Raw genomic sequence first — 19,129 nt, 5'->3', positions numbered from 1 at the left:
AAAAGCCTCGCCTACACTGGCGGCAAGGGGGCTTTAGGGTGGTCACGGGGCAAGGCCCGCGACGTCCGGGATGCCAACAGGCGCATGTCCTTGCGCGCGTGCGTGCCGCGTCCTAGCTTCGTCCCCCAAATCAATCGGCCGCCGATCCTCGCGGCCTTGAGAGAGGCGTCTTATCCGTGGATAGCACCCATCATACCCCGCACCCCGCCGTTGAACCCTACCGGGGCGATGCCGAACTGGCCCGCCTGCTGAAGGCCGCCGGCATCGACCGTGACGTGGCCGGGGTGCGGGAGTTGCTGCGCGGGGTGCGGGCGGCGCCGGAGGATGTGGACCCGAGCCATTTCCTGGCCCTGTTCGGCCGCGACCTGCCGGAGGAACTGGCGGCCCAGCTGGCCGCCTTGAAGTCCTTGATCGAGGCGCCGCCCCCGCCGCAGGTGGGCGACATCGCCGCCCGCGTGGCGGCGCTGCGCGCCGAACTGGCGCGCATGGATTTGGACGGGTTCGTCATTCCCCGCGCCGATGAATTCCAGGGCGAGTACGTGCCCGCCCGGTCGGAGCGCCTGGCCTGGATCACGGGCTTCACCGGCTCGGCCGGTGTCGCCGTGGTGATGCGCGACCGCGCCGCCGTCTTCGTCGACGGCCGCTACACCCTGCAGGCCGAGGCCCAGGTGTCCGCCAGCCTCTATGAGCGCCACCATCTGACCGAAACCTTCCACGGCGACTGGATCGCCGGCATCGTGAAGAAGGGCGGCCGCATCGGCTATGATCCGTGGCTGCACACCGTGGGCTGGATCGACCGCATGAAGACGGCCCTGGGCCGCGCCGGCGCGGAACTGGTGGCGGTCGACACCAATCCGCTGGACGCCATCTGGCACGACCGCCCCTCCGCCCCGCTGGGGCCGGTGGTGGCCCAGGCCCTGGCCCAGGCCGGCCAGTCCTCCGCCGACAAGCGGGCGGAGATCGCGGCCGAGCTGAAGCGCAATGGGGAACTGGCGGCCGTGCTGACCCAGCCGGACGGTATCGCCTGGCTGCTGAACATCCGCGGCGGCGACGTGCCCAACACGCCCCTGCCGCTGTCCTACGCCCTGTTGACCAACGACGGCGACGTCGACCTGTTCATCGACAGCCGCAAGCTGGTGCCGGGGCTGGAGGTCCACCTGGGAAATCAGGTCTCCGTCCGCAAGCCGGAGGAATTGCGCGGTGCCTTGGAGGCCATCGGCGCCACCGGCGGCAAGGTGCGGGTCGACCCCGTCTGGACGGCGTCCTGGGTGTTCGACCGCCTGACCGAGGCCGGTGCCCGGGTGGTGAAGGAACGCGACCCCACCGTCTTCCGCAAGGCCGCCAAGAACACGGTCGAGATCGCCGGCACCCGCGCCGCCCATGCCCGCGACGGTGTCGCCGTCACCCGTTTCCTGCACTGGCTGAGCGGTGCGGCGGCGGCCGGGACCCTGACGGAGATCGAGGCGTCGGACCGCCTGTTCGAGTTCCGCAAGGAACAGCCCATGTTCCGGGGCACCAGCTTCGACAGCATCTCCGGCGCCGGGCCCAATGGCGCCATCGTCCATTATCGCGCGGCCCCCGAGACCAACCGCGTGCTGGAGAAGGACAGCGTCTACCTGATCGACAGCGGTGGGCAGTACCTGGATGGCACCACAGACATCACCCGCACGGTGGCCGTGGGCACCCCGCCGGCCGACGCCAAGCGCCACTTCACCCTGGTGCTGAAGGGGCACATCGCGCTGGCCACCCTGCGCTTCCCCAAGGGCACCACCGGCTCGCAGATCGACATCCTGGCCCGCCAGTTCCTGTGGGCCCAGGGCCTGGACTATGACCATGGCACCGGCCATGGCGTGGGCAGCTTCCTGTCGGTGCATGAGGAATCGGCCCGCATCGCCAAGGCCCCCAACGCGGTGGCCATGGTGCCGGGCATGATCCTGTCGAATGAGCCCGGCTATTACCGCACGGGCCAGTACGGCATCCGCATCGAGAACCTGGTGCTGGTGCGGCCGGCGGCGGACATTCCCGGCGGCGACCACCCCATGATGGCGTTCGAGACCCTGACTCTGGCGCCCATCGACCGCAATCTGATCGAGCCCGCGCTGCTGACGGAGGCGGAAAAGGCTTGGCTGAACGCCTATCACGCCCGCGTGGCGGAAAAGGTGGGCCCCCAGCTGGAGGCGGACGCCGCCGCCTGGCTGGCCACCGCGACGGCGCCCATCTGAGATAACCGGCGGGTTTGCGCGGCCGCCGGCATCCTTTAAGCTGCCGCCCTCAAGGCAGGGGGCGGCAGTATAGGGGGGCGGCAGTGGATCGGCGTTCATTCCTGACGACAGCGGGCACTGCCGCCGTCATCGCGTCTTCGACTCCGGCGGCGGCGGGCGGCCCGGCCTCGATCAAGCCGCCCATGCTGCGGCCCCCGATGTTGCGGGCGGGCGACAAGGTGGGCGTGCTGGACCTCAGCACTGCCGTCTATGACCCCGCCGTCGCCGACCGGGTGGCGGCCGTCATCCAAGCCCTGGGCCTGGTGCCGGTGCTGTCGCCGCATCTCTTCGACCGCTCGCGGGCCTTCAAGGCTTCCGTCCAGGAGCGGCTGTCCGACCTGCACGGCTTCATCACCGACCCCGCCATTCGCGGTGTCTTCTGCGCGCGCGGCGGCTATGGCATCAGTGAGATCGTGGACCGGGTGGACTACGACCTCATCCGTCGCAACCCCAAGATCTTCCTGGGCTTCAGCGATCCGACGCTGCTGCACCTGGCCATCGCGCGCAAGGCGGGCTTGGTCGCCTTCCACGGCCGCATGCCGGGCCTGGCCAAGTTCACGCCCTTCTCGCTGGAGGCGCTGCGCCGCGCCGTCTGCGCGCCGGAGCCCCTGGGCCTCCTCTCCAATCCGGAGGAGGGCAATCTGCTCCGCCCCAACTACCCGCTGCGCACCATTGCGCCCGGCCAGGCCGGTGGCCGGCTGGTGGGTGGCAACCTGTCCATGATCATGGCCGCCATGGGCACGCCCTGGGAGATCGACACGCGCGGCGCCATTCTCATGGTCGAGGATGTGGACGAGGCGCCTTACGCCATCGCCCGCATGTTGTGGACCCTGCGGCACGCCGGCAAGCTGCAGACCGCCGCCGGTATCGTCGTCGGCGCCTGCGCTGGCTGCGACAAGCCCTCCGACGCCTCGCCCTATGGCCTGAACGAGGTGTTCGACCTAGTGCTGGGCGACCTGGGCATCCCCGTCTTCTCGGGACTGGCCTTGGGCCACACCGACGAGACCCTGACCCTGCCCCTGGGCGTCGAGGCCCACCTCGACGCCACGGCCCACACCCTGACGGTGCTGGAGAGCGGGGTGGTGGGGTAAAAAGGAGGGGGAGTGGATGAGACTTCTTGCTAAATATACAAATCACACCGGGTTCTTAGACAATAATTTATTTCGATTCTCGCAACCGAAATCGCTGAATGACTTTCGGGAAGCGCTGCCGGAGGTTCTATTTAGCGGATATTCTGATGAAGATTGGGCGGTGGCGTACGCAGACGCAGCTAGTGTTGGTCTGGATGGAGCTCCTCGAAGCACGATTGAGGCGTTATTTCTAGCGTCGTGCCCAGCCCATCGCTACGATGAAGAGAGCTTCCCTGGCTTGTGGCCAATGTCGGAGCCACGTTTAAGAGCGGAACCTTTTTCTAAAATATCGGAATTTGATCAGGCGATATCCGAGCGAGTTGTCGAATTATATAACAATTATGCTAACGAGAATTTTGCCATTTTTAGTCTTTCGTCTAAACTTATTTCAGAGCCAATGTGGGCCTATTATGGTGGAAGCCATTCAGGTTTGCAGGTCCGCTTTTGGCAAGATCACCTATTCTTTAGGGATCGCTCGCATCCTGTTCAATACAGTGACGAGCCTGTTCGCGTATCTAATCAAGGTGGAATGCTACGTATCTGTGGCCAAAGAATTAGCATCGAAGAAGCTCTGGATCGGAAAATTGAAGAGGCCATAAAATCTAATGGGTTCCCGCTAGCAATATTATTAAGGAAGAAAATTGATTGGCAACATGAAGAAGAGGTTCGCCTGCTAAGAATGGTGAGTGAGGCAGTGAGGTCCGATAGCATTGACAAATTTGGAAATCGAGTCTTCCTATTTGAAATTCCATCGCAGGCGATACATTCAATCGTGATAGGTTACGATGCTGGAAAAGAATTTATTGATGAAATAATAGGAAAAGTCAAATCATCAGATCGATGGGGAAATATTGAGATTTATCGTCGTGTGCGCGGACTTATCGGCGTATTGGAAGAGAGAATTCTATAGAAATCGATACTTTTTCTCGTAGAAAAAGGCCCGACGGATCGCTCCGCCGGGCCTTGTCTTACACTCTGGGCTCTAAAGGGCTCAATGCCCGCCCGACATGGCCTTCACGATCTCCTCGGTCACCTTCTTGGCGTCGCCGAACAGCATCATGGTGTTGGGGCGGAAGAACAGTTCGTTCTCCACGCCGGCGTAGCCGGCACCCATGGACCGCTTGATGAACAGCACGGTCTTGGCCTTTTCCACGTCCAGGATGGGCATGCCGTAGATGGGGCTCGAGGGGTCGGTCTTGGCGGCGGGGTTGGTGACGTCGTTGGCGCCGATGACGTAGGCGACGTCCGCCTGGCCGAAGTCGCGGTTGATCTCCTCCAGCTCGAACACCTCGTCATAGGGCACGTTGGCCTCGGCCAGCAGCACGTTCATGTGCCCGGGCATGCGACCCGCCACCGGGTGGATGGCGTACTTCACGTCCACGCCTTCCTTCTTCAGGATGTCCGCCATTTCGCGCACGGCGTGCTGGGCCTGGGCCACGGCCATGCCGTAGCCGGGCACGACGATGACGCTGGAGGCGTTCTTCATGATGAAGGCGGCGTCGTCGGCCGAGCCGGACTTGAAGCTGCGGTCGCCCGCCGGGCCCGCCGCGGCGCCGGCGGCGGCGTCACCGCCGAAGCCGCCCAGGATGACGTTGAAGATGGACCGGTTCATCCCCTTGCACATGATGTAGCTGAGGATGGCGCCGGAGGAGCCGACCAGCGCGCCGGTGATGATCAGCAGCGGGTTTTGCAGGGTGAAGCCGATGCCGCAGGCCGCCCAGCCGGAATAGCTGTTCAGCATGGACACGACCACGGGCATGTCGGCGCCGCCGATGGGCAGGATCAGCAGGAAGCCCAGGCCCAGCGACACCAGGATGATCAGCCAGAAGAAGAAGGCGCTCTGCGTCGTGCACAGCAGCAGGATCAACAGCACCAGGCCCGCCGCCAGCGCCGCGTTCAGCGGGTGCTGCATGGGGAAGACCAGGGGCTTGCCGCTCATGCGGCCGTCCAGCTTCAGGAAGGCAACCAGCGAGCCGGTGAAGGTGATGGCGCCAATGGCGATGCCCAGGCTCATCTCGATGAGGGAGCCGACATGGATGTCGCCGTCCGTGCCGATGCGGTATTCCTCCGGCGCGTAGAAGGCGGCGGCCGCGATGAACACGGCGGCCAGGCCCACCAGGCTGTGGAAGGCTGCCACCAGCTGGGGCAGCGAGGTCATCTTGATGGTGCGGGCGATGTGGGCACCCGCGGCACCGCCGATGGCAATGCCGACGATGATCAGCACCGCCGCCAGGACGGAGAACTGCGGCAGCACGAACAGGCTGGTGATGATGGCGATGGCCATGCCGGCGATGCCGTAGGCGTTGCCGGTGCGGGCCGTTTCCGGGCTGGACAGCCCGCGCAGCGCCATGATGAAGCACACGGCGGCCGCGAGATAGGCGAGCGAAGTCGCGATCAGCATGATGGTCCGGCCCCCTTACTTCTTGGCGCCCTGGGCAGGGGCCTTTTTCTTGTACATGGCCAGCATGCGCTGGGTGACCATGAAGCCCCCGAAGATGTTCACCGACGCCAGGATGACGGCCAGGAAGCCCATCACCATGGAGAAGCCGAAGTGGTGGGCGCCCGTGGCGATCAGCGCGCCGACGATGATGACCGACGACACGGCGTTGGTGACGCTCATCAGCGGGCTGTGCAGGGCCGGCGTCACCCGCCAGACCACGTAGTACCCAACGAACACCGCCAGGACGAAGACCGTCAGGCCGGTGACGATGAAGGGCATGCCCTGCTGGGCCTGGTCGGTGGCAATCTGGGTCGCCTGGTTGGCCACGTTGGCGGCCTGCTCGGCCAGCTTCTGCGCGTTGGTGGCGAGGTCGGCCGCGTTCTTGGCGTAGTTTTGCGCGTCCATGGGGCTTACTCCGCTTTCTCAGGCGCGGCGGCCGGTTCGGCGGCCGGGGCGGGTTCAGGCGCGGGCGCCGGGGCGGGCGGCGGGGCGAAGGTCGGGTGGACGACGGCGCCGTCACGCGTCAGGGCCGTGCCCTTGATGATGTCGTCGTTCCAGTCGATCTTCAGCGCCTTGGATTCCTTGTCGACCAGGGGGGTGAGGAAGTTCAGCAGGTTCTTGGCGTAGAGCGCGCTGCTGTCCACGGCGATGCGGCTGGGCACGTTGGTGTGGCCCACGATCTTCACGCCATATTTCTCGACGATCTTCCCGGGCTCGCTGCCCTCGACATTGCCGCCCTGTTCCACTGCCAGGTCCACGACCACGGCGCCGGTCTTCATGGTCCGCAGCATGGCGTCGGTCACCAGCACCGGGGCCTTGCGGCCGGGGATCAGCGCCGTGGTGATGACGATGTCCTGCTTCTTGATGGTCTCGGCCACCAGGGCCGCCTGCTTGGCCCGGTACTCGGCGCTCATCTCCTTGGCATAGCCGCCGGCGGTCTGCGCCTGCTGGAACTCCTCATCCTCCACCGCGACGAAGGTGGCGCCCAGCGACTGCACCTGTTCCTTGGTGGCCGGGCGCACGTCGGTGGCCGAGACGATGGCGCCCAGGCGGCGGGCGGTGGCGATGGCCTGCAGGCCCGCCACGCCCACGCCCATGATGAAGGCGCGGGCCGGCGGCACGGTGCCGGCGGCCGTCATCATCATGGGGAAGGCGCGGCCGAACTCGTACGCCGCGTCCAGCACGGCGCGGTATCCGGCCAGGTTGGCCTGGCTGGACAGCACGTCCATGCTTTGCGCCCGGGTGATACGGGGGATGAACTCCATGGCGAAGGCGTCGACGCCGGCGTCGGCGTAGCTCTTCACCCGCTCGGCATCGCCGTAGGGGCTGAGAATGGCGGCCAGCTTGGCGCCGCGCTTGATCAGCGCCAGCTCTTCCGGTTCCGGCCGCTGCACCTTCAGCACCACGTCGGCGTCGGCCAGGGTGCTGGCGGCGTCGGGCGCGATGGTGGCGCCGGCGGCGGCGAACGCGTCATCGGTGATGGCGGCGCCGACACCGGCGCCCGTCTCGATGGTGACGTCGAATCCGAGCCCGACGAATTTCCGTACCGTCTCGGGCGAGGCGGCGACGCGCAACTCCCCCGGTCGACGTTCTTTAAGTACGCCGATTTTCATTGGTTACGCTCCCCATGATCGCTGGACCCCGTGACGCTGGGTTTGGGCCAGCTGGATTCAATTTGGCCGCGAGAACGTCCTTATCGCGGAAGGGTGATGACGCTGGGCCACCATGACCTATCCGGTAATCTTTGTGAAGAAGCGGAGGGGTGCGCGCATGGAACCGTCACGATACGTGCAAGGCTCCGCAGCAAAAGTGATTAATGCCATCCATTCGTCCCCCTCTCCATTGCCAGGGTGTACAGTCGAAAGTGGAATTGTCCACCGGTTACCATAAGGGCCAGCCATGCGAGACGCCGAGATGGGCCCCCATCGAATTGGGTGCCTCAGGAGGAGATAGGGTGGGCGAGGGCGCGCCGCGAGGCCAGGGGCGAAAAAGGCCTATGCGGGACATTGGGGTGGTTTGGTCCAAATCGCGCCGTTAAACTGCGCCCGGTGTTCCCCCGTCCGGCGTTGAACCGTCATCAGACAGCAACGGCCTTACAGGATGCGGGTGACGCCCATGTGGACGAGAGAGTTCGTGATGACCGATTCCCATGCACTGGCCGCGGCCGGGCGCGCCCTGTTCAAGGAACTGACGGAAGCCGGCCGCCCCGTGGTGGGCGTGGGCATCGGTGAGGGACTGATCTATCTGCGCGTCACGGCGCCGGACCATGGCGCGCCGGAGAACTACAACGGCTATCCCGTCGTGGTGTTCGGTGAGGACGGCGCGCGCCGCCATTAAGAGCGCTATACTCCCCCGGCCCATGATGGGGAGAGCCGGACGGGGTTGGATATGGGCCGGAAGTTCGGAAGGTTGGACGGGGCTGCCGCGGTACCGGCGCCGGATTCCCAGCCGGGCCTCTGCGCCCTGTGCGACCGGCCCCTGGTGCCCGGCCCCTCCGTGGAACAGCATCACCTGGTGCCGCGCAGCCAAGGCGGACGAGTGACGGTGCCGCTGCACCGCGTCTGCCACCGGAAAATCCATGCCGAATTGAGTGGGCGGGACCTGGCCGGGGCTTACGCCACAGTGGACGCCTTACGCGCCCATCCCGCCATTGCCGCCTTCATCCGCTGGGTGGCCAACAAACCCCCGGAGTTCGTGACCCGGACGGAGCCGCGGCGGCGCTGACCATCATAGGCCGCGACCCCGTGAAGGGTTCAGCGAAGACCCGTGCACGGTTCTTTAGGAAAATCATTTCAACGTACTTGAATACATTGATATATCCGGAAGTATTATGTCATCAAGAGGTTAAGGGAAAATTATCTAATCAGAACACAACATCCTCCTGGATAGGTCGGAGATATGCCTAAGTCTTAGCCGGGCGCGGGCCGGGAGGAAAAAATGTTCTCTTTTGCGAATATCAGAATAACCGCCAAGATATTAACTCTACTTGGAATATTGGGTGTTTTCGCCTTGATCGCGTCTGGGTTTGCCGCCACCCGGATGATGGCCATCGACGAAAGTTACGGCCGACTGCTGAGCGGCGCATCGAAGGCTAGCCTGGCGGTGGCGCGGGGCAACCGCAGTTTGGTGTTTATCGAGCGTTCCATCTATGAAGCTATGACGGTGACTGACGACGCCGGCAACGCCAAGGCCGACGCGAACTATCGCAAAGGCGCCGATGCCTATGAGAGCTTCATGGAGGAGGCGAAAGCGGCCTTGCCCTCCCGGGCGCCGGACATCGCGGCCCTCCAGCAGGAGATGCGGGCCTTGCTGGCACCATCGGGCATTTGCGGTCAAACGGTCGATGCCGCGACGAAGTCGAGTAATCCCGAAGAGAACGTTCGTATCAGCACCACCATGATGGGCCCCAAGTGCGACCCGGCGATGCTGAGCCTGCTGGACCGCCAGGCGAAGCTGGCCGATGACATTCGAGGGGAAGCCGGCGCCATCGCCAGACAGAATCATTCAGACACCATCAGCACCATCTGGTCGGTCTTCGGGGTCGTGCTTGCCGGGCTGGGTCTGGTTGGGGGCTTGGCGTCCTACCTGGCGATAACCGGCATCGGCCGTCCGCTGCAGCGCGTTGTGGGCGGCTTGATTGGCCTGGGACAGGGGAACTATGACCTGGAGATGGCCGGCGCGGAACGGCGCGACGAGGTCGGCCAAATGGTCCGGGCCTTCGATGAGTTGAAGGTCGGCCTCATCAGGGCGCGTGAGCTTGAAGCCGCCCAGAAGGCGGAGCAAGAGGAGAAAGCCCGCCGGGCGGAGCGGGTGGCCCGCATCACCCGGGGTTTCGAGGCCAAGATCTCGGAATTGTCCAACAGCCTTGCCGCCGCGGCCAATGAGATGGACGCCACGGCCAAGGCGATGTCCAACAATGCGGAGGAGACCAACCGTCAGGCCATGGTCGTGTCGTCCGCGGCGGAGCAGACATCCGCCAACGTGCAGACGGTGGCGTCCGCGGCGGAGGAACTGTCGGCCTCCATCCAGGAGATCGGGCGCCAGATGGGACGCACCATGCATACGGTCAACGACGCAGTCACCGAGGCGCGCAGTACCGACCAGGTGGTCCAGACCCTGTCCAGCGGGGCGGAACGCATTGGTGACGTGGTCCGGTTGATCGCCGACATCGCCGCCCAGACCAACCTGTTGGCCCTGAACGCCACCATCGAGGCGGCGCGGGCGGGGGAGGCTGGCAAGGGCTTCGCCGTCGTGGCCAGCGAGGTCAAGAGCCTGGCCACCCAGACGGCCAAGGCGACGGATGAGATTGGCGCCCAGGTCGGCGAAATCCGCCAGGCGGCATCCGACGCGGTGGGGGCCATACAGGCCATCGCCCAACGCATCCAGGACATCAGCGGCATCGCGTCGGCCATCGCCGCGGCGGTGGAGGAGCAGGAGGCATCCACCCACGAGATCGCCCGCAACGTTCAGGAGGCCGCACGGGGGACCGAGGCGGTGACGACCAACATCGCCGGCGTTTCGGAGGCCGCGTCCAGCACGGGGACCGCGGCCGCACAGGTTCAATCCTCGGCTTCGCTACTGGCGCGAGACTCGGATACCTTGAAGCGGACGGTCGGTACCTTCACCGCGGAGATGAGTGCCGCCTGATCCGGCGCTGTCCAATAATTTGATCCAGACGACTTTTACGCAGACGGCCCGGGTGTGCTCCCGGGCCGTTTCGTTTTGGGTCCGGTACCTGGGCTTGGCACCTGGGGCTTGCCATCTTCCAAAACGCAGGCATGACAAAAGCCGCCCACTGAGCTTCAGGGGCGGCTCCGTCCGTGCGTCTAACAGCGCGTGAGAGGCTTAGTAGCCCTCGCGCTCCAGACGCTTGCGCAGCAGCTTGCGGGCGCGGCGAATGGCCTCGGCCTTCTCACGGGCGCGCTTCTCCGAGGGCTTCTCGTAGTTGCGACGCAGCTTCATCTCGCGGAAAATGCCTTCGCGCTGCATCTTCTTCTTGAGAGCGCGGAGGGCCTGATCGACGTTGTTGTCACGAACCAGCACTTGCACGGGACGTCACCACTCCAAACAGAGTAAAAGGTTAACGGGTAATAGCCAAGACGCACGGTCGCGCAGGCAGCCCGATCGGAGGCCGGTGGTATAACACAGGCCCCCCGCCCTGTGAAGTGAATCCCGCCATGGCCGCGCGGGGCCCCCATGCGTTCCCGGGATGGGCGTTCCCGGGATGGGCGTTCCTAGGATGGTGGGGGGCGTGGAATTTCCCTGAGACCGCTTTATCCAAAGGACAGGCGGCGGGGTCCGGGGTGACAGGGCGCCGAATCCCGTGGAAACTACCGGGGTAGCACCTATATCGGGGTAAGGGCGCGCCGGCGCGGGGCCTGGCGGCACTTGATCCAAGATCCGGGGAAGGGGGAACGTTGGCCATCCTGAAGATCGCCCGCATGGGCCATCCGGTGCTGCGCCGTCCGGCCGTGCCGGTGGAGGAGCCGATACCCGCGGTGGTCCGCCAACTGGCCCAGGACATGATTGAAACCATGGTCGACTCCTCGGGCGTGGGCTTGGCGGCCCCCCAGGTGCATGTCGGCTGGCGCGTCATCGTCTTCCGCGTCCCGGCGGAGCGGGCGGGCGGGGAAACCGTCGATGTCCAGGTGCTGGTCAACCCGGTGGTGGAGCCCCTGTCGGAGGAAATGCAGTTCGGCTGGGAAGGGTGCCTGTCCATTCCCGGCCTGCGCGGCGCCGTGCCCCGCTACAACCACATCCGGTATCGCGGCCTGGCCCTGGACGGGTCGGTGGTGGAACGCGAGGCGCGGGGCTTTCATGCCCGCGTGGTACAGCATGAATGCGACCACCTGGACGGGGTGCTGTACCTGGATCGCATGAACGACCTCCGCTTCCTCAGCTTTACGGAGGAAATGAAGTATTTCGGCACCGAGTCGGTGCCCAAGCTGCCCGGTTGAGCCGATTCACCGTTTCCCTTTGAGGGGGTAGAGGCGGATGGCGGTGCGCGCCTATACTGGCGCAAACCCCGCGGCCGCCGGCCGCCCGTCCGTTGCAAGGGACAGCCCCATGGTCACCCCTGACACCCCCGCCCAGTCCACGTCCCGCCCTGACGATGACGTGGTGGATGAGCGCATGGTTTTGCGCGATCGGCTCATGCTGGCCGTCCTGCCGCACGTGGCCTTCGACGGCTGGTCGGCCGCGGCGCTGCGCCAGGGCGCGGCCGACGTGGACATGGGGGCGGCCCAGCTGGCGGCCCTGTTCCCCGGCGGTGTGGCCGACGTGGTCGCGCAGTTCAGCGACTGGGCCGACCGCGCCATGCTGGCGCAGCTGGCGGGCCGGGATCTGTCCACGATGAAGGTGCGGGCGCGGGTCACCCTGGCGGTGCGCGTGCGCCTGGAACTGCTCGCGCCGTGGGCGGAGGCGGTGCAGCGCGCCAGCTCCTTCCTGGCGCTGCCCACCCATGCCGGGTTGGCCGCCCGCCTGCTGTACCGCACGGTGGATGCCGCGTGGTACGCCGCCGGCGACCAGGCGACCGATTTCAACTATTACACCAAGCGGGCCCTGCTGGCCGCGGTGCAGACCGCCACCGTGCTGTATTGGTTGAGCGACCGGTCGCCCGACCATGCCGACACCTGGGCCTTCCTCGACCGCCGGATCGAGAACGTCATGGCGGTCGGCAAGGGCATCGCCACCCTGTCGCTTCCGAAGCTGTCCTCGCTGAAAGGCTGGGGCGGCCTTGTGCCTTCCCCCCTGCGCTTCTCCCGCCATCTGCGCCAACGGGTGTGATGGGGCGGGTGTGATGGGTAACGGGCGGGCGATCGCGTCGGCCACCCCATGAAGAAAGGGCCCGGACGGGGATGTCCGGGCCCTTCGCCATTCAGCGCCACAAGGCCGCGCTTACTTGTCGTGGCTGATTTCCGTGTCCTTGGTTTCCCGCACGAACAGCAGGCCGATCACGAAGGTGATGGCGGCCACGATGATCGGGTACCAAAGGCCGGCGTACATCTGGCCGGTGGTGACCACGATGGCCAGCGAGATGGCGGGCAAGAAGCCGCCGAACCAGCCGTTGCCGATGTGGTAGGGCAGGGACATGGAGGTGTAGCGGATGCGCGACGGGAACATCTCCACCAGCATGGCGGCGATGGGGCCGTAGACCAGGGTCACGTAGATGACCAGGACCCACAGCAGGAAGGTCAGCGCCGGTTTGTTGATGGCGGCATCATCGGCCTTGGCCGGGTAGCCGGCGGCCTTCACCGCGTCGGCCACCGCCGCGTCGAACGCGGCCTTTTTCTCCTTCGCGTCGGGGGCCTTGGCATCATAGCTGTCGATGACCGTGTCGCCGATCTTGATCTGCGCCACGGAACCGGCGCCGCCGTCGACCGCGCTGTAGGGCACGCTCTTGCCCACCAGCGCAGCCTTGGCCACGTCGCAGCTGGACGTGAACTTGGACGTGCCGGCCACGTTCAGCTGCCAGGTGCACTCGGCCGGATCGGCGGTGACCGTGGCCGGGCTGGCGGCCATGGCGGCCTCCAGCGCCGGGTTGCCGAAGTGGGTGATGCCACGGAAGATGGGGAAGTAGGTCAGGATGGCCAGGGCCAGGCCGGCCAGGATGACCTTCTTGCGGCCGATGCGGTCCGACAGGCTGCCGAACACCACGAAGAAGGGGGTGGCGAACAGCAGGGCGACGGCCGCCAGGGTGTCGGCGGTGTTGGGGTCGATCTTCAGCGTGTTCTTCAGGAAGATCTGGGCATAGAACTGGCCGCAATACCAGACGACCGCCTGGCCGGCGACGACGCCGAACAGGGCCAGCAGCACGAACTTCAGGTTATAGAGGTTGCCGAAGCTTTCCAGGATGGGGGAGGACGAGGTCTTGCCCTCGGCCTTCATCTTCTTGAACAGCGGCGATTCGTCCAGCTGCAGGCGGATCCACAGCGACACAGCCAGCAGCAGCAGCGACACCAGGAAGGGAATGCGCCAGCCCCAGGCCTCGAAGTCCGCCTTCGGCAGGCTCATGCGGCAGGCCAGGATGACCAGCAGGGACAGGAACAGGCCGCCGGTGGCGGTGATCTGGATCCAGGCGGTATAGGAACCGCGCTTGCCGTGCGGCGCGTGCTCCGCCACGTAGGTGGCGGCACCGCCGTACTCGCCGCCCAGGGCCAGGCCCTGCAGCAGGCGCAAGCTGATCAGCAGGATGGGTGACAGCACACCCACCGAGTCATAGCTGGGCAGGAAGCCGATGACGGCCGTCGACAGGCCCATGATGACGATGGTGACGAGGAAGGTGTACTTGCGGCCCACCAGATCGCCCAGCCGGCCGAAGACCAGGGCGCCGAAGGGTCGGACGAAGAAGCCGGCCGCGAAGCCCAGCAGCGTGAACACGTCCTTGGCGCCCTGCGTCGGCAGGCCCGAGAAGAAGCGGGCGCTGATGATGGAGGCCAAGGCGCCATACAGATAGAAATCATACCACTCGAACACGGTGCCGAGGGACGAGGCGAAGATGACCTTGCGCTCCTCCCTCGTCATGCTGGTCGAGGCCCCATTGGTACTGCTGCTGGCGATGTTCGCCATCGTGACTTCCTCCCATGGATGTTCTGGTATTGGCTGGCGGCGGGGCTGGTGCTGGCGTTCACGCTCCTGGCCCGGGACCGTCCCGGCCCGGTGGCGGCGCCGTGCCGCTGGTGGCCCCGCGGGGCCCGGTAACGGGCGTCCGGTTGGACGTCTTAAGTCGGATTGCTGCCGCTGGCCCCCCTTCGCGTATATGTCCCCCCGGCCCTGGACGCGCATGCCCCTGGGCCTGACACTCAACCGCTTTGGCGGACCCCGTTGGCCGGAGCCTCATGCGGGTCGCCCTGCCGGGGCCCGCGTTCGCCGGGTGTTACCGCTACCCCAGGTGCCACCGCGGCCATTTGCCGCCTGGACAAAGGATGCCGTCACCGTCCCAAGCCTTGCAAAGGTAGCACCTCAGTCTTGAGGCGGCAACATGGCATTCACCTGGCAACGCACGTCAAATCAAAAGGATAGCGGCGCGTTTCCAACGGTTTGGGCGGTGTCGTAAAAAATTTATGAAGGGTGTTGCAACCCGCTGCCTCACCCGGCAAAGTGCGCCCCGCGTGGGCCTGTAGCTCAACGGTTAGAGCCGGCCGCTCATAACGGTCTGGTTGCCAGTTCGAATCTGGCCGGGCCCACCAATCTTTTCAAAGACTTAGCTGTTTGCGGTGGGGAAGTGCGCCCCGCCTGTAAATGAGCTGTAAGTGCAACGCGCATTGGCGGATGCCTGTGACCTGCCAGGAAAATCCACAAACATTTCAGGGCAATGAAATCCGGAGGAGCGGACTGGTCGGGTGCGCCCGTTTCCCAGGCTTCCCGGCGAGTTAATGATTCAAACAGACGGTTAGCTAGGGTGGCCTGTATCGGTATGTAAAGCCACTGGCGGCCATACGCCATGATCGACTTCAGAAAGAATTAGGTGGATTTCCTATTATCTATTGGAATTTCATCTGCTTTTATGGAGTCTATTTAAATTTCACTCGATATCTGTCGTATTTGTCGCTGATTGTTCCATAAATTGTTAATCTTGAACTGACTTTGGGCCCAAGCAGGTGAAATTTTATTGAGTTTCCCCGCTCAGCCCCACAGGCATGACAGTGGCGCGGCCGCCAGCTTATCCCCAAAGGGAACGAAGTCGGCGCTGTCATACAGGATGACGCCATAAGCGAACCGCTCCCCGCAGGCTTCGGCCAGCGCCTTGAGGCCGGTGAAATCGGTGGCCTTGACGGTGGCGCTGGCTTTCACCTCGATGCCTACGATCATCCCATCATCACGTTCTAGGATGACATCCACCTCGCGGCCGTCGCGGTCCCGGAAATGGTGGGCGGTCACCCGCAGGTCTGAGCCGCTGATGAGCTTCAGCACTTCCGAGAAGACGAAACTTTCCAGCAGGGCGCCGAAGGCCGTGCGGTCGGCCTTGATCCGGTCGAACGTGAGCCCCCGCACGGCTGCCAGCAGGCCGGAATCGAGGAAATGCAGTTTGGGCGTCTTGACGATTCGCTTCAGGGCGTTGGTGAACCAGGGCTGCACCGTCGCGACCAAGAAAATCTGTTCCAGCAGCGCGACATAGCGCTGGCCGGTCTTGTGGCTGACGTTGATACCCGCGCCGAATTGCGAGTAGTTGACCAACTGGCCGGCGTGCTCGGCCAGTAGGCGCACGAATTTCGGCAGCTCGGTGAGCTTTTCCACATCGGCGATGTCTCGCAGGTCCCGCGTCAGGATCGACGTGAGGTAGGCGCGTGCCCAATCTTGTCGGCGCCGTTCGCTGTCGCGGCTGATCGATTCCGGGAATCCCCCGGCCAAGACGACGCGGATCAGCTCGTCACCGACAAGCGCGTCCGGTTGAGGGCCTAGCCTGCCGTCGAACAGGCGTTCCAAGAAGCTGGGTGTCCGGCCGGCGATTTCGGCTCTGGCCAAGGGCAGCATCTGGATGGTTTCCATTCGCCCCGCCAGGCTATCGGCGATCTTGGGCAGGGTGAGCACGTTCGCGGAGCCCGTGAGCAGGAAGCGACCGGGACGATAGTCCTCATCAACGGTCTTCTTGATCGCCAGCAGCAGGTCCGGCGCGCGCTGCACCTCATCGATGATGGCCTGATCTAGCCCCCGGATGAACCCAGCTGGATCGGATTGGGCGGCGGCGAGGGCGGTTTGATCATCGAGCGTGATATAGGCGCGGTTGTCCGTTCCCATCTTGCGGACGAGCGTGGTCTTGCCGGCCCGGCGCGGCCCCACGACCAGGACGACGGGGGTGTCGGAAAGGGCTTCCTCCACCCGATGCGCCACAAACCGTTCGAACATGCTCACCCTCAAAGCGTCGGCCGATTGGGAATATCATATTCGGCCAATTGGAAGTCAACAGTCCGCTAATTGGTAGTCAGATGAGCGCTGCCTGGGAGTGGTGGCCGGGCCAACGGCCCGGCTGTCGCGGGATCAGTCGCGCGCCAGGTGGGTGATCTTTTCGAACATGGCGGCGGCCAGGTCCCGTAGCTCGCGATGGGCGGCGTCTACCTTCCCCGCCAAGTCCCGGTTTCTCAAGCCCTTCTTTTCCCGTATCGTCTTCTCCAAGCGGCCCTGGATGCCGTCCGGTAACGATAAGGGGGATGGCATGGCGGTGGGGCGGATGAAGGGTCTGGCCGTTGGCGTGGGCCGGCGCGATCTGTTGGCCGGTGCGGGTGCGGCACTGATGCTGGCGGGTTGCGCAGTCAATGTAGAGGGGGGCCGGCATGGCGGCGTGACCGAGGCGGCGCGGTCGCCCCTGGCGCTGACGCCCATCCGGGCCACGCCGGATCGCATCACCCGCATCACCGTCTGCACGCGCCCCTTTCGCGCCCAGGGCCCCCGGCTGGAGGTGGAGCGCATCGGCCAGAAGCTGGTGGTCCACCATTACGGCCACGGCGGCAGCGGCTGGTCCCTATCCTGGGGGACGGGCCTGGTCGCGACGGAGAAGGCCATGGCCCTGGGGGAGCGCGACATCGCCGTCATCGGTTGCGGGGCCATCGGCCTGACCACGGCGCTGCAGCTGCAGCGCGCCGGTGCCAAGGTCACCATCTATGCCAAGGACCTGCCGCCTGACACCCGGTCCAGCTTCGCCACCGGCGTCTGGTCACCGGATTCGCGCATCTGCCTGGAACAATACGCCACGCCGGAGTTCAAGGCGCTGTGGGCACGCATGTGCCTGACCTCGTTCCAGGCCTATCAGAGCCTGCTGGGCCTGCCCGGCACCCCCATCGAGTGGGTGGACAACTACAACGTCTCCGACCAGGCCAACCGGGAGCGCCACGAGCCGGTGACCGACGGCCGGCCTCCCTTCGCCGACGCCTTGCAGCACGAGCTGTTGCCAACCCTGACACCCCATTCCGTTGATGTGCCGGCGGGTCTGCATCCCTTCGGCGCGCGCTTTGTTCGGCGCAACACCAACATGGTGTTCAACATTTCCAGCTACGCCCGCCTGTTGCTGGATGAGTTCCACGCCAACGGCGGCCGCATCGAGGTGCGGGAATTCCACACCCCGGCGGATTTCGCCGGCGTTGCTCAGAAGGTGCTGGTGAACTGCACCGGCTACGGCGCCCGCGCCCTGATGGGCGACAACTCCATCATCCCGGTGCGGGGCCAGCTGGCGCGCATGATCCCGCAGGAGGATGTGCACTACGGCCTGTTCTACAACGGCGTGTCCTTCGTGCCCCGGCGCGACGGCTTCGTCTTCCAGGCGGTAGGGCCGGATGATTATTACGGCTACAACGACGACACCATCGAGCCTGACCGCCCGCTGGCGGAGCAGTCGGTGCGCATCATCGCCGGCCTGTTTCCACCGCCGGCCTTCGGTTAGCAGCCCATCCCCTCCGCCACCGCCGCCACCTGTTGGCGCAGCCAGACATGGCCGGGATCGGCCTGGTGGCGGGGGTGCCAGGCGGCCATGAAATCATAGCTGCGCCGGTTGGGCAGGGGCAGGTCGAACAGGTCCAGCTTCTCGGCATAGCGGCGGGCCAGGCGGCTGGGCAGGACGCAGAGATAATCGGTGGCCAGCAGGATGGGCACGGCCAGCATGAACTGGTGGATGGACAGGGCCACCCGCCGCTGCCGCCCCAGCCGCTCCAGATCCTCATCCACGAAACCGACGAAGCCGCCGCCGTTGGTGGACACCAGGATGTGCTCCTGGGCGCAATAGCCGTCCAGGTCCAGGGGCCCGGCGCCGCGCGGATGGCCCTTGCGCTGGGCCACCAGATAGCGCTCCCCCGCCAGGCGGCGCACGATCATGCCGGTCTGGACCATGTTTTGCGAGCCGATCAGCAAATCCACCTCGCCCCGCTGCATCTGGCCCAGGATGCGTTCCGCGTTGGGCGCGCGGAAGGACAGGCGGATGCCCGGGCCCGCCACGGCGCGCAAGCGCTCCATCAAGCCCAGCCCCACCGCCACCGTGCTGTTGTCACTGGCGGCGATGGCGAAATCGCGGGTGGCCGTCAGGGGGTCGAAGGCCGGTGGCCGGCGCACCACCGTCTCCAGCTCCTGCAAGGCGGCGCGCAGGGGAGTCTGCAGTTCCAGCGCGCGGGTGGTGGGCACCATGCCCCGGCCGGTTTCCGACGGCACGAACAGGGGATCGTGGAACAGGTCGCGCAGGCGGGCCAACTGCGCCGACAGGGCCGGCTGGCTGATGCCCAGGCGCGCGGCCGCCCGGGTGACGTTGGCCTGGTCCAGCAGCGCGTCCAGCGAGACCAGCAGGTTCAGGTCCACGCCCCTCAGATCGATCATGGTTA

General features: G+C 65.4%; 16 protein-coding genes and 1 tRNA gene. 10 read left to right on the top strand and 7 right to left on the bottom strand.

Annotation, left to right across the window (positions count from 1 at the left end; all coding sequences use genetic code 11):
* Positions 1 to 176 precede the first annotated feature (176 nt).
* The 3 genes from Y958_RS09375 to Y958_RS31305 all read left to right on the top strand — a co-directional run bounded on the left by Y958_RS09375 (position 177) and on the right by Y958_RS31305 (position 4,301).
* Positions 177 to 2,222, top strand: a complete 2,046-nt coding sequence (locus tag Y958_RS09375) for an aminopeptidase P family protein (RefSeq protein ID WP_088871776.1) — start codon at positions 177 to 179, stop codon at positions 2,220 to 2,222.
* Positions 2,223 to 2,305: 83 nt separating this feature from the next.
* Positions 2,306 to 3,352, top strand: coding sequence for a S66 peptidase family protein (locus Y958_RS09370; protein WP_244909246.1), 1,047 nt, complete (start codon positions 2,306 to 2,308; stop codon positions 3,350 to 3,352).
* Between the two features lie 16 nt (positions 3,353 to 3,368).
* The gene (locus tag Y958_RS31305; RefSeq protein WP_145960794.1) at positions 3,369 to 4,301 is read left to right on the top strand and encodes a DUF2971 domain-containing protein; all 933 of its coding nucleotides are present in this window, start codon (positions 3,369 to 3,371) and stop codon (positions 4,299 to 4,301) included.
* An 81-nt stretch (positions 4,302 to 4,382) separates the two neighbouring features.
* Here the strand turns inward: Y958_RS31305 and Y958_RS09360 are convergent, their stop codons facing one another.
* From Y958_RS09360 to Y958_RS09350, 3 genes are read right to left on the bottom strand one after another with little or no spacing between them, the layout of a single operon-like run.
* The gene (locus tag Y958_RS09360; RefSeq protein ID WP_088871775.1) at positions 4,383 to 5,792 is read right to left on the bottom strand and encodes an NAD(P)(+) transhydrogenase (Re/Si-specific) subunit beta; all 1,410 of its coding nucleotides are present in this window, start codon (positions 5,790 to 5,792) and stop codon (positions 4,383 to 4,385) included.
* A gap of 15 nt (positions 5,793 to 5,807) precedes the next feature.
* Entirely contained in the window at positions 5,808 to 6,236 is a 429-nt protein-coding gene (locus Y958_RS09355) for an NAD(P) transhydrogenase subunit alpha part 2 (protein ID WP_040848625.1), read from the bottom strand.
* 5 nt (positions 6,237 to 6,241) lie between these two features.
* Positions 6,242 to 7,444: a Re/Si-specific NAD(P)(+) transhydrogenase subunit alpha gene (locus tag Y958_RS09350; RefSeq protein WP_088871774.1), complete on the bottom strand. Its 1,203-nt coding sequence runs from the start codon at positions 7,442 to 7,444 to the stop codon at positions 6,242 to 6,244.
* Positions 7,445 to 7,967: 523 nt separating this feature from the next.
* Between Y958_RS09350 and Y958_RS09345 the strand changes: the two genes are divergently transcribed.
* The 3 genes from Y958_RS09345 to Y958_RS09335 all read left to right on the top strand — a co-directional run bounded on the left by Y958_RS09345 (position 7,968) and on the right by Y958_RS09335 (position 10,478).
* On the top strand, positions 7,968 to 8,168 hold the full coding sequence (locus Y958_RS09345; protein ID WP_244909245.1) for a hypothetical protein: 201 nt from the start codon (positions 7,968 to 7,970) through the stop codon (positions 8,166 to 8,168).
* A 72-nt stretch (positions 8,169 to 8,240) separates the two neighbouring features.
* Complete coding sequence (locus Y958_RS09340; protein ID WP_244909244.1) at positions 8,241 to 8,555, top strand: HNH endonuclease signature motif containing protein; 315 nt, start codon at positions 8,241 to 8,243, stop codon at positions 8,553 to 8,555.
* A 285-nt stretch (positions 8,556 to 8,840) separates the two neighbouring features.
* Positions 8,841 to 10,478 carry a methyl-accepting chemotaxis protein gene (locus tag Y958_RS09335; RefSeq protein WP_186291139.1) on the top strand — a complete coding sequence of 546 codons (1,638 nt, stop codon included), beginning with the start codon at positions 8,841 to 8,843 and terminating at the stop codon, positions 10,476 to 10,478.
* A gap of 198 nt (positions 10,479 to 10,676) precedes the next feature.
* Here Y958_RS09335 and rpsU read toward each other — a convergent pair whose 3' ends face one another.
* The gene (rpsU, locus tag Y958_RS09330) at positions 10,677 to 10,880 is read right to left on the bottom strand and encodes a 30S ribosomal protein S21 (protein WP_012567245.1); all 204 of its coding nucleotides are present in this window, start codon (positions 10,878 to 10,880) and stop codon (positions 10,677 to 10,679) included.
* A 368-nt stretch (positions 10,881 to 11,248) separates the two neighbouring features.
* Here rpsU and def point away from each other — a divergent pair, with 368 nt between their 5' ends.
* Both def and Y958_RS09320 read left to right on the top strand, forming a co-directional pair.
* Positions 11,249 to 11,788: a peptide deformylase gene (gene def, locus Y958_RS09325; RefSeq protein ID WP_088871770.1), complete on the top strand. Its 540-nt coding sequence runs from the start codon at positions 11,249 to 11,251 to the stop codon at positions 11,786 to 11,788.
* A 109-nt stretch (positions 11,789 to 11,897) separates the two neighbouring features.
* Positions 11,898 to 12,617: a COQ9 family protein gene (locus tag Y958_RS09320; protein ID WP_244909243.1), complete on the top strand. Its 720-nt coding sequence runs from the start codon at positions 11,898 to 11,900 to the stop codon at positions 12,615 to 12,617.
* A 111-nt stretch (positions 12,618 to 12,728) separates the two neighbouring features.
* Here Y958_RS09320 and Y958_RS09315 read toward each other — a convergent pair whose 3' ends face one another.
* Complete coding sequence (locus Y958_RS09315) at positions 12,729 to 14,399, bottom strand: MFS transporter (RefSeq protein ID WP_088871769.1); 1,671 nt, start codon at positions 14,397 to 14,399, stop codon at positions 12,729 to 12,731.
* A gap of 544 nt (positions 14,400 to 14,943) precedes the next feature.
* On the opposite strand from Y958_RS09315, the gene Y958_RS09310 reads away from it, so the two are divergent.
* Positions 14,944 to 15,019 (top strand) — tRNA-Ile (locus tag Y958_RS09310).
* A gap of 436 nt (positions 15,020 to 15,455) precedes the next feature.
* On the opposite strand, the gene Y958_RS09305 is transcribed toward Y958_RS09310, so the two are convergent.
* The gene (locus tag Y958_RS09305) at positions 15,456 to 16,676 is read right to left on the bottom strand and encodes an ATP-binding protein (RefSeq protein WP_088871768.1); all 1,221 of its coding nucleotides are present in this window, start codon (positions 16,674 to 16,676) and stop codon (positions 15,456 to 15,458) included.
* A 307-nt stretch (positions 16,677 to 16,983) separates the two neighbouring features.
* Between Y958_RS09305 and Y958_RS09300 the strand changes: the two genes are divergently transcribed.
* Positions 16,984 to 18,204, top strand: coding sequence for an FAD-dependent oxidoreductase (locus Y958_RS09300; RefSeq protein ID WP_244909242.1), 1,221 nt, complete (start codon positions 16,984 to 16,986; stop codon positions 18,202 to 18,204).
* On the opposite strand, the gene Y958_RS09295 is transcribed toward Y958_RS09300, so the two are convergent.
* Positions 18,201 to 19,124 carry a LysR family transcriptional regulator gene (locus Y958_RS09295; RefSeq protein ID WP_088871767.1) on the bottom strand — a complete coding sequence of 308 codons (924 nt, stop codon included), beginning with the start codon at positions 19,122 to 19,124 and terminating at the stop codon, positions 18,201 to 18,203. The two genes, Y958_RS09300 and Y958_RS09295, sit on opposite strands and share 4 nt — an antisense overlap.
* Positions 19,125 to 19,129 lie beyond the last annotated feature (5 nt).

This window comes from Nitrospirillum viridazoti CBAmc, assembly GCF_000730165.1.
Taxonomy (GTDB): Bacteria; Pseudomonadota; Alphaproteobacteria; order Azospirillales; family Azospirillaceae; genus Nitrospirillum; species Nitrospirillum viridazoti.
Note: the sequence above shows the minus strand (reverse complement) of the source record. Positions and strands in the feature narration are given on the sequence as shown.

What these genes read in the sequence shown, in the direction of transcription:
- Y958_RS09350 (WP_088871774.1), bottom strand. Translation starts at nt 7,444, where the DNA reads ATGAAAATCGGCGTACTTAAAGAACGTCGACCGGGGGAGTTGCGCGTC.
- Y958_RS31305 (WP_145960794.1), top strand. Translation starts at nt 3,369, where the DNA reads ATGAGACTTCTTGCTAAATATACAAATCACACCGGGTTCTTAGACAAT.
- Y958_RS09300 (WP_244909242.1), top strand. Translation starts at nt 16,984, where the DNA reads ATGGCGGTGGGGCGGATGAAGGGTCTGGCCGTTGGCGTGGGCCGGCGC.
- Y958_RS09355 (WP_040848625.1), bottom strand. Translation starts at nt 6,236, where the DNA reads ATGGACGCGCAAAACTACGCCAAGAACGCGGCCGACCTCGCCACCAAC.
- Y958_RS09360 (WP_088871775.1), bottom strand. Translation starts at nt 5,792, where the DNA reads ATGCTGATCGCGACTTCGCTCGCCTATCTCGCGGCCGCCGTGTGCTTC.
- Y958_RS09345 (WP_244909245.1), top strand. Translation starts at nt 7,968, where the DNA reads ATGACCGATTCCCATGCACTGGCCGCGGCCGGGCGCGCCCTGTTCAAG.
- Y958_RS09315 (WP_088871769.1), bottom strand. Translation starts at nt 14,399, where the DNA reads ATGGCGAACATCGCCAGCAGCAGTACCAATGGGGCCTCGACCAGCATG.
- Y958_RS09320 (WP_244909243.1), top strand. Translation starts at nt 11,898, where the DNA reads ATGGTCACCCCTGACACCCCCGCCCAGTCCACGTCCCGCCCTGACGAT.
- Y958_RS09295 (WP_088871767.1), bottom strand. Translation starts at nt 19,124, where the DNA reads ATGATCGATCTGAGGGGCGTGGACCTGAACCTGCTGGTCTCGCTGGAC.
- Y958_RS09305 (WP_088871768.1), bottom strand. Translation starts at nt 16,676, where the DNA reads ATGTTCGAACGGTTTGTGGCGCATCGGGTGGAGGAAGCCCTTTCCGAC.